The 12,603-nt window shown below is 58.3% G+C and carries 11 protein-coding genes; 7 read left to right on the top strand and 4 right to left on the bottom strand.

Features of this window, described 5'->3' with window-relative positions; translation table 11 throughout:
* Nucleotides 1–131: 131 nt before the first annotated feature.
* Complete coding sequence (gene icd, locus KVG87_RS18210) at nucleotides 132–1,388, top strand: NADP-dependent isocitrate dehydrogenase (RefSeq protein WP_024013414.1); 1,257 nt, start codon at nucleotides 132–134, stop codon at nucleotides 1,386–1,388.
* Nucleotides 1,389–1,466: 78 nt separating this feature from the next.
* On the opposite strand, the gene KVG87_RS18205 is transcribed toward icd, so the two are convergent.
* Nucleotides 1,467–1,748 carry a cold shock domain-containing protein gene (locus KVG87_RS18205; RefSeq protein WP_076563520.1) on the bottom strand — a complete coding sequence of 94 codons (282 nt, stop codon included), beginning with the start codon at nucleotides 1,746–1,748 and terminating at the stop codon, nucleotides 1,467–1,469.
* Between the two features lie 224 nt (nucleotides 1,749–1,972).
* Between KVG87_RS18205 and clpS the strand changes: the two genes are divergently transcribed.
* Together clpS and clpA are read left to right on the top strand one after the other, a co-directional pair.
* Nucleotides 1,973–2,356 (top strand): ATP-dependent Clp protease adapter ClpS, encoded by a 384-nt coding sequence (gene clpS, locus KVG87_RS18200; protein ID WP_011334948.1) that lies wholly within the window; start codon nucleotides 1,973–1,975, stop codon nucleotides 2,354–2,356.
* A 30-nt stretch (nucleotides 2,357–2,386) separates the two neighbouring features.
* Nucleotides 2,387–4,657, top strand: coding sequence for an ATP-dependent Clp protease ATP-binding subunit ClpA (gene clpA / locus KVG87_RS18195; protein WP_016775266.1), 2,271 nt, complete (start codon nucleotides 2,387–2,389; stop codon nucleotides 4,655–4,657).
* A 655-nt stretch (nucleotides 4,658–5,312) separates the two neighbouring features.
* Here clpA and infA read toward each other — a convergent pair.
* From infA to aat, 3 genes are all read right to left on the bottom strand, one after another.
* On the bottom strand, nucleotides 5,313–5,531 hold the full coding sequence (gene infA, locus KVG87_RS18190; RefSeq protein WP_002553999.1) for a translation initiation factor IF-1: 219 nt from the start codon (nucleotides 5,529–5,531) through the stop codon (nucleotides 5,313–5,315).
* A 112-nt stretch (nucleotides 5,532–5,643) separates the two neighbouring features.
* Nucleotides 5,644–6,351 (bottom strand): arginyltransferase, encoded by a 708-nt coding sequence (locus tag KVG87_RS18185; RefSeq protein ID WP_041477071.1) that lies wholly within the window; start codon nucleotides 6,349–6,351, stop codon nucleotides 5,644–5,646.
* A 58-nt stretch (nucleotides 6,352–6,409) separates the two neighbouring features.
* Nucleotides 6,410–7,090, bottom strand: coding sequence for a leucyl/phenylalanyl-tRNA--protein transferase (aat, locus tag KVG87_RS18180; protein ID WP_217851911.1), 681 nt, complete (start codon nucleotides 7,088–7,090; stop codon nucleotides 6,410–6,412).
* A 522-nt stretch (nucleotides 7,091–7,612) separates the two neighbouring features.
* Here aat and ftsK point away from each other — a divergent pair.
* From ftsK to crcB, 4 genes are all read left to right on the top strand, one after another.
* Entirely contained in the window at nucleotides 7,613–10,021 is a 2,409-nt protein-coding gene (gene ftsK / locus KVG87_RS18175; protein ID WP_041477069.1) for a DNA translocase FtsK, read from the top strand.
* Between the two features lie 67 nt (nucleotides 10,022–10,088).
* Nucleotides 10,089–10,709 (top strand): outer membrane lipoprotein periplasmic chaperone LolA, encoded by a 621-nt coding sequence (gene lolA / locus KVG87_RS18170; protein ID WP_016775262.1) that lies wholly within the window; start codon nucleotides 10,089–10,091, stop codon nucleotides 10,707–10,709.
* Between the two features lie 195 nt (nucleotides 10,710–10,904).
* Nucleotides 10,905–12,227 carry a replication-associated recombination protein A gene (locus KVG87_RS18165; RefSeq protein WP_217851909.1) on the top strand — a complete coding sequence of 441 codons (1,323 nt, stop codon included), beginning with the start codon at nucleotides 10,905–10,907 and terminating at the stop codon, nucleotides 12,225–12,227.
* Nucleotides 12,227–12,601, top strand: a complete 375-nt coding sequence (gene crcB, locus KVG87_RS18160; RefSeq protein WP_016775261.1) for a fluoride efflux transporter CrcB — start codon at nucleotides 12,227–12,229, stop codon at nucleotides 12,599–12,601. Before KVG87_RS18165 ends, crcB begins: the two co-directional genes overlap by 1 nt.
* The last annotated feature ends 2 nt before the right edge of the window (nucleotides 12,602–12,603 follow it).

Raw genomic sequence — 12,603 nt, 5'->3', positions numbered from 1 at the left:
GCTTTTCCCTTTGCTTTCAGGCTTGTACGAAACGAGATGTGCGCGGCGCAGGAACATAGGGTTTGCGTGTTGATTCAACTGGGTTACGCTCGAAGCAAGCCAGGTGTTCAATCCAAACAATGGAGTTCAGCATGGGTTACAAGAAGATTCAGGTTCCAGCCGTCGGTGACAAAATCACTGTCAATGCAGACCATTCTCTCAATGTTCCTGATAACCCGATCATCCCCTTCATCGAAGGTGACGGTATTGGTGTCGACATCAGTCCGGTGATGATCAAGGTTGTCGATGCTGCTGTTGAAAAGGCCTACGGCGGCAAGCGCAAGATTTCCTGGATGGAAGTCTACGCCGGCGAAAAGGCCACTCAGGTTTATGACCAGGACACCTGGCTGCCGCAGGAAACCCTCGACGCGGTCAAGGATTACGTGGTCTCCATCAAAGGCCCGCTGACTACTCCGGTCGGTGGCGGTATCCGCTCGCTGAACGTGGCCCTGCGTCAGCAGCTCGACCTGTACGTCTGCCTGCGCCCGGTGCGCTGGTTCGAAGGCGTGCCAAGCCCGGTGAAAAAGCCCGGCGATGTCGACATGACCATCTTCCGCGAGAACTCCGAAGACATCTACGCTGGTATCGAATGGAAGGCCGGTTCGCCGGAAGCCACCAAGGTCATCAAATTCCTTAAAGAAGAAATGGGCGTCACCAAGATCCGTTTCGACGAAAACTGCGGCATCGGCGTCAAGCCGGTCTCCCGCGAAGGCACCAAGCGTCTGGCGCGCAAGGCCCTGCAATATGTGGTCGATAATGATCGCGACTCGCTGACCATCGTGCACAAAGGCAACATCATGAAGTTCACCGAAGGTGCCTTCAAGGAATGGGCCTACGAAGTGGCGGCCGAAGAATTCGGCGCGACGCTGCTGGACGGCGGTCCGTGGATGCAGTTCAAGAACCCGAAAACCGGCAAGAACGTCGTGGTCAAGGACGCCATCGCCGACGCCATGCTCCAGCAGATCCTGTTGCGCCCGGCCGAATACGATGTGATCGCTACGCTTAACCTCAACGGTGACTACCTGTCCGACGCGCTGGCGGCAGAGGTGGGCGGTATCGGCATCGCGCCGGGCGCCAACCTGTCCGACACCGTGGCGATGTTCGAAGCGACCCACGGTACCGCACCGAAATATGCCGGCAAGGATCAGGTCAACCCGGGCTCGCTGATTCTCTCGGCCGAGATGATGTTGCGTCATATGGGCTGGACTGAAGCGGCGGACCTGATCATCAAGGGCACCAACGGTGCGATCGGCGCCAAGACTGTTACTTATGATTTCGAGCGCTTGATGGATGGCGCGAAGCTGGTGTCGTCTTCCGGGTTCGGGGATGCGTTGATTTCGCATATGTAAAAGTTGCAGGCACGCAAAAACCGCCTGACTCGATGGGTTGAGTCAGGCGGTTTTTTTATGACCGAATATTTTGAGGCTTCAACTGGTTGCCGTTTGTTTTTCCGTGGCAATCGCGCTCGGCGCCGAAGCGACTTCGACCGAAGTTATCTTCACGGCATGCAAGCCTTTGGGGCCTTGAACGATGTCGAATGTGACTGCCTGACCCGCTTTCAGGGTCTTGTACCCATCCATTTCAATGGCCGAGTAGTGGGCAAAGAAGTCAATGTCCTTGCCATCCTCATCGCGACCTTCCCGGGCATCGGTATTGATAAAGCCGAATCCCTTGGCATTGTTGAACCATTTCACCTTGCCGACAGCCATGCTCAAATCCCTCTGCAACAGACTCCATCGCTGGAGTATCATCCACGACATCCGCAATCGAATTCGATAAAAGAATTGACTCCGCGGATCTTTTTTACCCACTGTGGGCTCTATTGGTTGTAACACCGTTTTCCCGATAGTCAAGGTGACCGGGCAGTCGTAGTTGAAAACGTGTGCAACCGCCCCCACCACTGTATTCGCACAACTGACGAACCTTTTTTTCCATGCATGCAATCAGCCAGATTCGACTAACATTCAATCAGGATCGCCCGCTTCTCCAAAAGGATCTTCCACAGGAGCACGACGACGATTCGGCAGGCGTTGCTGTTCAGGAAGCAAAGCCCGCGTTACAGGCGCCGCCGATGTACAAGGTGGTTTTGTTCAACGATGACTACACACCGATGGATTTCGTCGTCGAAGTGCTCGAGGTGTTTTTTAACCTGAATCGCGAGCTGGCGACCAAGGTCATGCTGGCCGTCCATACAGAAGGACGGGCAGTATGTGGAGTGTTTACCCGCGACATCGCCGAGACAAAGGCCATGCAGGTCAACCAGTACGCCAGGGAAAGCCAGCATCCGCTACTCTGTGAAATCGAGAAGGACGGTTAATCGCCGACCACTTGGGTATGAGGTGAAGCTATGTTAAACCGCGAGCTCGAAGTCACCCTCAATCTTGCCTTCAAGGAGGCTCGTTCGAAGCGTCATGAGTTCATGACCGTCGAACATCTCCTGCTGGCCCTATTGGATAATGAGGCTGCCGCCACCGTTTTGCGTGCCTGCGGCGCAAACCTCGACAAACTCAAGCATGATCTGCAGGAGTTCATCGACTCCACCACGCCATTGATCCCCGTGCATGACGAGGATCGCGAAACCCAGCCAACCCTGGGCTTCCAGCGTGTCCTGCAGCGTGCTGTTTTTCACGTACAGAGCTCGGGCAAACGCGAAGTGACCGGCGCCAACGTGCTGGTCGCCATCTTCAGTGAGCAAGAGAGTCAGGCCGTGTTCCTGCTGAAACAGCAGAGCGTGGCGCGCATCGATGTCGTCAACTACATCGCCCACGGCATTTCGAAAGTACCGGGGCACGGCGATCACTCTGAAGGTGAACAAGATATGCAGGACGACGAGGGCGGTGAGTCTTCTTCTTCAGGCAATCCTCTGGATGCTTATGCCAGCAACCTCAACGAACTCGCACGCCAGGGTCGCATCGATCCGCTGGTCGGCCGTGAATCGGAAGTTGAGCGTGTCGCGCAGATTCTCGCGCGCCGGCGCAAGAACAACCCGCTGCTCGTGGGTGAAGCTGGCGTAGGTAAAACCGCGATTGCCGAAGGTCTGGCCAAGCGCATCGTCGACAATCAGGTGCCGGATCTGCTGGCCAATGCGGTTGTTTATTCGCTCGACCTCGGCGCTCTGCTTGCGGGTACCAAGTATCGCGGTGATTTCGAGAAGCGCTTCAAGGCGCTGCTCAATGAACTGAAGAAACGTCCGCAGGCGATTCTGTTCATCGACGAGATCCACACCATCATCGGTGCGGGTGCTGCGTCCGGTGGCGTGATGGATGCGTCCAACCTGCTCAAGCCGCTGCTGTCGTCTGGCGACATTCGCTGCATCGGTTCGACCACATTCCAGGAGTTTCGCGGCATCTTCGAGAAGGATCGTGCCTTGGCGCGTCGCTTCCAGAAGGTCGATGTCGTCGAGCCATCGGTGGAAGACACCATCGGTATCCTGCGTGGCCTGAAAGGGCGTTTCGAGCAGCATCACAATATCGAATACAGCGATGAGTCGCTGCGTGCCGCTGCCGAACTGGCGTCGCGCTACATCAATGACCGGCACATGCCGGACAAGGCCATCGACGTAATCGACGAGGCGGGCGCCTACCAGCGTCTGCAACCGGTAGAGATGCGCGTCAAGCGTATCGAAGTGCCACAGGTCGAGGACATCGTCGCGAAAATCGCGAGGATTCCGCCAAAGCACGTCACCAGTTCCGACAAAGAGTTGCTGCGTAACCTGGAGCGTGACCTGAAGCTGACGGTGTTTGGTCAGGACGCGGCGATCGATTCGCTGTCGACTGCGATCAAGCTGTCCCGTGCCGGGCTCAAATCGCCGGACAAGCCGGTCGGTTCGTTCCTGTTTGCCGGGCCTACCGGTGTCGGTAAAACCGAGGCCGCGCGACAGTTGGCCAAGGCACTGGGCATCGAGCTGGTGCGCTTCGACATGTCCGAGTACATGGAGCGGCACACCGTATCGCGTCTGATCGGTGCGCCTCCAGGGTATGTCGGTTTCGACCAGGGCGGTCTGTTGACCGAAGCCATTACCAAGCAGCCGCATTGCGTATTGCTGCTCGACGAAATCGAGAAGGCGCATCCGGAAGTCTTCAACCTGCTGTTGCAGGTCATGGATCACGGAACGCTGACCGACAACAATGGGCGCAAAGCGGACTTCCGCAATGTGATCGTGATCATGACCACCAACGCCGGTGCCGAGACGGCCGCGCGGGCTTCGATCGGTTTCACCCATCAGGACCACTCGTCCGATGCGATGGAAGTGATCAAGAAGAGCTTCACGCCGGAATTCCGTAACCGTCTGGACACCATTATCCAGTTTGGTCGCCTCAGTCATGAGGTCATCAAGAGTGTGGTGGACAAGTTCCTCACCGAGCTTCAGGCGCAGTTGGAGGACAAGCGTGTGTTGCTTGAGGTTACCGATGCGGCGCGTAGTTGGCTGGCGGCGGGTGGTTATGACTCGGCGATGGGCGCACGTCCAATGGCGCGTCTGATCCAGGACAAGATCAAGCGTCCGCTGGCGGAGGAGATTCTGTTTGGCGAACTGGCCGAGCATGGCGGTGTGGTGCACATCGACATCAAGGATGGGGAGTTGACGTTCGACTTCGAAACTACTGCGGAAATGGCCTGACGGCTTGATGTGGATTGGAAAGGCGCCTTCGGGCGCCTTTTTGTTGTCCGGTGTTTTTGGGCTCTGGGTGTATATCCGTTGCTGCGGTGATGGCTTATTACGGTTTCGCCCTTACGGCGAGTCACCTTTTTCAAACGCCAAAAAGGTAACCCAAAACGCTTGCTCCTACGTTCGGCCCTCGCAGGCTCGGGTTCCTTCGCTGCGGGACTGATCCGGGCGCAGCGGCTCCGGTTTGCTTCGCTGCACCTCCTTCCGCTGTGTCTGGCTGCGCCAGACGGTCGCTGCGCTCCCACGCCCGGATCAATCCCTCCGCTCAGCCTTCCGACGTCGCCGGTGGATCAACAGCAAGATCAAAAGCACTCGAGCTTGCGCTCATTGTTGAGTGGGTCGACTTCGCCGCGGGCAGCTGCGCTGCTTTGCCTTTTTGTGGGAGCGAGCCTGCTCGCGAAGGCGGCCTGCTGGTCAACCAGTTTCTATCGAACTCACGCGATCCAACTGTAGGTGCTGCCGAGGCTGCGATCTTTTGATTTGCATGCTGTTAGCGCGAAACCGCCAGCGGCAACACCCGTAGCAACGGATAAGTCCCCAGCCCTCAAGCCTCAAAACGCAGACACAAAAACGCCCGGCATAACCCGGGCGTTCTGTATTGACTTGATTAACGAGCGCGGTAAGTGATCCGCCCTTTGCTCAAGTCATAGGGCGTCAGCTCGACGCGCACTTTGTCACCGGTAAGAATACGAATGTAGTTCTTGCGCATCTTGCCGGAAATATGCGCGGTTACGACGTGCCCATTTTCCAACTCCACACGAAACATGGTGTTGGGCAGGGTGTCGACGACAGTGCCTTCCATTTCGAAGCTGTCTTCTTTCGACATGCAGTAAAGCCCTCGGTATCCAATGAATGGCCCGGTGCAACTGCGCCAGGCAAAAGCGGCGTGCATTGTGCCCGAAAAATGGTGTTTACGCCAAGGGGTTTAGGCCGCAGGTTCAGTTCAGGATGACCCAGCGCTGATTGATCAGCAATTCGATGGGCCGATATTGCGTCTTGTAGTTCATCTTTTTGCAGTTCTTGATCCAGTAACCCAAGTACACGGCCTCAAGGCCCAGACGCTGGCTCTCGGCGATTTGCCAGAGGATTGCGTAACGGCCGAGGCTGCGGCGTTCTTCGTTCGGTTCGTAGAAGGTGTACACCGCTGACAAACCGTTGGGCAGCAGATCGGTCACCGCCACCGCGAGCAACCGTCCGTCGAGTCGAAATTCGTAGAAGCGCGAGAAGGGCAGGTCACGCACCAGGAACGTCGAGAACTGATCGCGGCTTGGCGGGTACATGTCGCCGTCAGCATGGCGCTGTTCTATGTAGCGCTGGTACAGGTCGAAATATTCTTCGCTGAAGTGCGGTTTGACCGGCTGCACCTGCAAATCCGCGTTGCGTTTGTAGATGCGCTTTTGCTGGCGATTGGTGATGAATTGTGCGGAGGGAATGCGCGCAGGCACGCACGCATTGCAATTCTGGCAATGCGGCCGGTACAGATGATCGCCGCTGCGGCGAAAGCCCATTTCCGACAGGTCTGCGTAGACATGCACATCCATGGGCTGACTCGGGTCGAGAAACAGCGTCGTGGCCTGCTCCTCGGGCAGATAACTGCAAGAGTGGGGCTGAGTGGCATAAAACTTCAAACGCGCCAACTCGGTCATGAATCAACCCTCGGGATAAGCTGGTGGATTAAGTGTAAGCCACCTGCGCAAAAGTCGCTCAGCAAACCCAGGTCGCTGAATTCGGTTGATCTAGATGGCGCTGCAGATAGTCGGCGAATTCGCTGCGCGGAATAGATCGCGCTCCCAGGCTGTGCAGGTGATCAGTCGGCATCTGGCAGTCGATCAAGACAAAGCCTGCGGCTTTCAAATGCTGGACCAGCGTGGCAAAGCCATATTTGGACGCGTTGTCAGCGCGGCTGAACATCGACTCGCCAAAAAACAGTTGGCCCATCGCCAGCCCGTACAGGCCGCCGACCAGCTGTCCCTCGTCCCAGACCTCAACCGAATGAGCGAAACCGCGCCGATGCAATTCTACGTAAGCATCCTGCATGGCCTCGGTGATCCAGGTGCCGTCGGCGTAATCACGCGGTGCAGCGCACGCGCGGATGACGGCGTCGAAATCCTGATCGAAGGTCACTTGATAGCGTTGCTTGCGCAGCAGCTTGCCGAGACTGCGCGAGACGTGCAGTTCGTCGGGAAACAGCACGGTACGCGGATCCGGCGACCACCAGAGAATCGGCTGGCCCTCGGAAAACCAGGGGAAGCAGCCATGGCGATAGGCCTGGATCAGTCGGTCTGCCGACAGGTCGCCGCCGGCGGCGAGCAATCCGTTCGGCTCGCGCATGGCTTTTTCCAGTGGCGGAAAGGTCAGGGAATTACGTTGTAACCAAGTCAGCATGGCATCCGGGCTTGCAGAAGGGGAGGGCGGTCAGGGGGCGTGCAGGCCCCGCGAAAGAGTTTGCCGCGAAACGGCGCCGCTGTCCTGCACAGTTGTCTGGTGCAGCGAGCATTGAGCTGCAACTTGATGTGTCGCCCGTGGTCGTAAGCGTCGCCGTGTCGATGCTGTCGAGCATTCCTGTGAGCCTGATCCGGCCAGGTTCGCTACGTTCATCAAATACAGCTCATAAGCCTTTGTCACAAAAGGCAATGCATGCTCCAATTGCAAGGCGTTGCGTGTGCGATTGGCTATGCTCAAGGCTGGGGGCTGAAACATGGCGTCGGGCGCACAAACCCGTACAATGCCGGGTTGTGACGGTCTTTTCGCTGCGCACAGTGTTTATGGCTGTGTTTATAAAACCAGTGGCACAGTGTTAAAAGTAGTCCCAGTTGAGCTTTTCACCTTTTTTACCTGCCTGGATTGGGCAGTTTTTTATCGTCATTCAATAGATGGACGCGCCTCGGGCGCAGGAAAAGAAGCGTTTTGAAGAAGACCACCGAAGCACCCAAAACAGTCGTTCCGCTCTGGCGCCAGCAACTGCACTACCGGCTCAAGGAAGGTGCATTGATCGCCATTGGCGCTTTGTGCCTGTTCCTGATGATGGCTTTGCTGACTTACGGCAAGGACGACCCGGGCTGGAGCCATAACAGCAAGATCGACGATGTGCAGAACTTTGGCGGCCCGGCCGGCTCGTACAGCGCCGATATCCTGTTCATGGTGCTCGGCTACTTCGCCTATATCTTTCCGTTGCTGCTGGCGGTCAAGGCGTACCAGATTTTCCGTCAACGCCATGAACCATGGCAGTGGAGTGGCTGGCTGTTTTCCTGGCGCCTGATCGGTCTGGTGTTCCTCGTGCTCTCCGGCGCTGCGCTGGCGCACATTCATTTCCATGCCGCGACCGGTCTGCCGGCCGGCGCTGGCGGTGCCCTGGGCGAAAGCCTTGGCGATCTGGCGAAGAATGCGCTGAACATTCAGGGCAGCACGTTGCTGTTCATCGCTCTGTTTCTGTTCGGCCTGACCGTATTCACCGATCTGTCGTGGTTCAAGGTGATGGACGTCACCGGCAAGATCACCCTCGATCTGTTCGAGCTGTTCCAGGGCGCGCTCAACCGCTGGTGGTCGGCGCGCACTGAACGCAAGCAACTGGTTGCGCAACTGCGTGAGGTTGATGACCGCGTCCACGATGTGGTCGCACCGACTGTCACCGACAAACGCGAACAGGCCAAGGTCAAGGAACGCCTGATCGAGCGTGAGCAAGCGTTGAGCAAGCACATGTCCGACCGCGAGAAGCAGGTGCCACCGGTGATCGCGCCGGCACCGGCCAAGGCGCCGGAGCCGAGCAAGCGCGTGCAGAAAGAGAAGCAGGCGCCGTTGTTCGTCGACAGCGCGGTCGAAGGCACCTTGCCGCCGATCTCGATTCTTGATCCTGCGGAAAAGAAACAGCTCAACTATTCGCCTGAGTCCTTGGCGGCGGTCGGCCACTTGCTGGAAATCAAGCTCAAGGAATTCGGCGTCGAAGTCACCGTTGACTCGATCCATCCGGGTCCAGTGATTACCCGATACGAAATCCAGCCTGCCGCCGGGGTAAAAGTCAGCCGCATCGCCAACCTCGCCAAGGATCTGGCACGTTCGCTGGCGGTGACCAGTGTGCGGGTGGTCGAGGTGATTCCGGGCAAGACCACCGTCGGTATCGAGATTCCCAACGAAGACCGCCAGATCGTGCGTTTCTCCGAGGTGCTGTCGACCCCCGAGTACGACAACTTCAAATCCCCGGTCACCCTGGCGCTCGGTCATGATATCGGCGGCAAGCCGGTCATCACCGACCTGGCGAAGATGCCGCACTTGCTGGTGGCCGGTACCACCGGTTCCGGTAAGTCCGTGGGCGTGAACGCGATGATCCTGTCGATCCTGTTCAAGTCCGGCCCCGACGATGCCAAGCTGATCATGATCGACCCGAAGATGCTTGAGCTGTCGATCTACGAAGGCATTCCGCACCTGCTCTGCCCGGTTGTGACTGACATGAAGGACGCCGCCAACGCCTTGCGCTGGAGCGTTGCCGAGATGGAGCGTCGCTACAAGCTGATGGCGAAAATGGGCGTGCGTAACCTCTCCGGCTTCAATGCCAAGGTCAAGGAAGCCCAGGATGCCGGCGAGCCGTTGAGCGATCCGCTGTACAAACGCGAAAGCATTCACGACGAAGCGCCGCTGCTGCAGAAACTGCCGACCATCGTCGTAGTGGTGGACGAATTTGCCGACATGATGATGATCGTCGGCAAGAAGGTTGAAGAATTGATCGCCCGTATTGCGCAAAAAGCGCGTGCGGCGGGGATTCACTTGATTCTTGCGACCCAGCGCCCGTCGGTGGACGTGATCACTGGTCTGATCAAAGCCAACATCCCGACACGTATGGCGTTCCAGGTATCGAGCAAGATCGACTCGCGAACCATCATCGACCAGGGTGGCGCCGAGCAACTGCTCGGTCACGGTGACATGCTCTACATGCCGCCTGGCACCAGTTTGCCGATCCGCGTCCACGGCGCGTTCGTCTCCGACGATGAGGTTCACCGCGTGGTCGAGGCCTGGAAATTGCGCGGCGCGCCGGAATACAACGACGATATCCTCAACGGTGTTGAAGAGGCAGGCAGCGGCTTTGAAGGCAGCAGTGGCGGTGGCGACGGTGATGATCCGGAAGCCGACGCGCTGTATGACGAAGCGGTGCAGTTCGTCCTCGAAAGCCGTCGCGCGTCTATTTCCGCTGTGCAGCGCAAGCTGAAGATCGGCTACAACCGCGCCGCGCGGATGATCGAGGCGATGGAGATGGCCGGCGTCGTTACCTCAATGAACACCAACGGTTCGCGTGAAGTCCTGGCCCCTGGCCCGGTACGCGACTGAAACGCAACGACTCGGGTGGCGCAATGACGCGCCACCCGCTTTCCCACGAGTATTCAAGAGGACTCTCATGCGCCTTATCCGCATGCTGTTGCCAGTATTGGCGCTGACCACACTCACGGCCCACGCCGATGAAAAGGACGTGGCGCGTCTGACCCAATTGCTCGAAACATCGAAAACCCTGTCGGCGAACTTTTCGCAGTTGACCCTCGATGGCACCGGCACCCAGTTGCAGGAAACCACCGGCAACATGACCTTGCAGCGTCCGGGCCTGTTCTACTGGCACACCAATGCGCCGGCCGAGCAGACCATGGTCTCCGATGGCAAGAAAGTCACCCTGTGGGACCCGGATCTGGAGCAGGCAACCATCAAGAAGCTCGATGAGCGTCTGACCCAGACGCCGGCGCTGCTGCTGTCCGGTGATGTCTCGAAGATCAGCCAGAGCTTCGATATCAGCGCGAAAGAGGCGGGCGGCGTGATCGACTTCACCCTGAAGCCGAAAACCAAGGACACCCTGTTCGACAATCTGCGCCTGTCGTTCCGCAACGGCCTGCTCAATGACATGCAACTGATTGACAGCGTCGGCCAGCGCACCAATATCCTGTTTACCGGGGTCAAGGCCAACGAAGCGGTGCCAGCGTCCAAGTTCAAATTCGACATTCCCAAAGGTGCCGACGTTATCCAGGAATAAACACCGGCCCTTTGTGTCAGGGCCTTTGTGGTGAGGGCCTGCTGTTGAGGGACTATTGTGGAGAGGGGATTTATCCCCGTCCGGCTGCGCCGCAGTCGTCGCTTTTGGGGCCGCTTCGCAGCCCAACGGGGATAAATCCCCTCACCACAGGTTCTTCAGCAGATTTCAGAAAATCAGAGGTTTCAACGCTACGTGATGGATCTGTTTCGCAGTGCACCGATTGCCCAACCCTTGGCCGCCCGTCTGCGTGCAGCCAATCTGGATGAGTACGTCGGTCAGGAACACGTGCTCGCTCGCGGCAAGCCTCTGCGTGAGGCGCTGGAGCAGGGCGCGCTGCATTCGATGATCTTCTGGGGGCCGCCGGGCGTGGGCAAGACCACCCTGGCGCGCTTGCTTGCAGAAGTCTCCGATGCGCACTTCGAAACGGTTTCGGCGGTGCTCGCCGGGGTCAAGGAAATCCGCCAGGCCGTTGAAATCGCCAAGCAGCAGGCCGGCCAGTACGGCAAGCGCACGATCCTGTTTGTCGATGAAGTACACCGTTTCAACAAGTCGCAGCAGGACGCGTTTCTGCCGTACGTTGAAGATGGCACGCTGATCTTCATCGGCGCCACCACCGAAAACCCTTCGTTCGAACTGAACAACGCCTTATTGTCGCGGGCCCGCGTCTACGTGCTGAAAAGCCTCGACGAAGCGGCCTTGCGCAAACTGGTGCACCGCGCACTCACCGAAGAGCGCGGCCTGGGCAAGCGCAACCTGACCCTGAGCGATGAAGGCTTCCAGATGTTGCTGTCGGCCGCCGATGGCGATGGCCGGCGTCTGCTCAATCTGTTGGAAAACGCCTCTGATCTGGCCGAAGACAACAGCGAAATCGGCACCAACCTGCTGCAAAGCCTGCTCGGCGACACCCGTCGGCGTTTCGACAAGGGCGGTGAAGCGTTCTACGACCAGATCTCGGCGCTGCACAAATCCGTGCGCGGTTCCAATCCCGACGGCGCGCTGTACTGGTTTGCGCGGATGATCGACGGCGGCTGCGATCCGCTTTATCTGGCCCGGCGCGTGGTGCGCATGGCCAGCGAAGACATCGGCAATGCCGATCCGCGTGCGCTGAGCCTGTGTCTGGCGGCGTGGGAAGTGCAGGAGCGTCTCGGCAGTCCCGAAGGCGAATTGGCAGTCGCCCAGGCCATTACTTATCTGGCCTGTGCACCGAAAAGCAATGCGGTGTACATGGGCTTCAAAACTGCACTGCGCGCTGCGGCTGAGAACGGCTCGCTGGAAGTGCCGCTGCATTTGCGCAATGCACCGACCAAGCTGATGAAGCAATTGGGTTACGGCGACGAATACCGCTACGCCCATGATGAACCGGATGCCTATGCCGCCGGTGAAGACTATTTCCCGGAAGAACTCGAGCCGATTCCGTTCTATCAGCCAGTGCCCCGTGGCCTGGAGTTGAAGATCGGCGAAAAGCTCAATCACCTCGCTCAGCTCGATCGTCTGAGCCCTCGGCAGCGGAGAAAATAGTGGTTCCATTGATACTCGCAGTGTCGGTCGGCGGTGTTGCCGGCACCTTGTTGCGCTTCGCCACCGGTAATTGGGTCAGCGCCAATTGGCCGCGGCACTTCTATACCGCGACGCTGGCCGTTAATATCGTGGGCTGCCTGCTGATTGGCGTGTTGTACGGCCTGTTTCTGATACGCCCGGAGGTGCCGATCGAGGTGCGCGCCGGGTTGATGGTCGGCTTCCTCGGGGGGCTGACGACTTTTTCATCCTTTTCACTGGATACGGTGCGCCTGCTGGAAAGCGGGCAAGTGTTGCTGGCCCTGGGCTATGCCGCACTCAGCGTATTCGGCGGGCTGCTCGCGACGTGGGCCGGCCTGTCCCTGACCAAACTTTGATA

Source organism: Pseudomonas siliginis, from assembly GCF_019145195.1.
GTDB lineage: Bacteria > Pseudomonadota > Gammaproteobacteria > Pseudomonadales > Pseudomonadaceae > Aquipseudomonas > Aquipseudomonas siliginis.
This window is presented reverse-complemented; position numbering and strand designations above follow the sequence as displayed.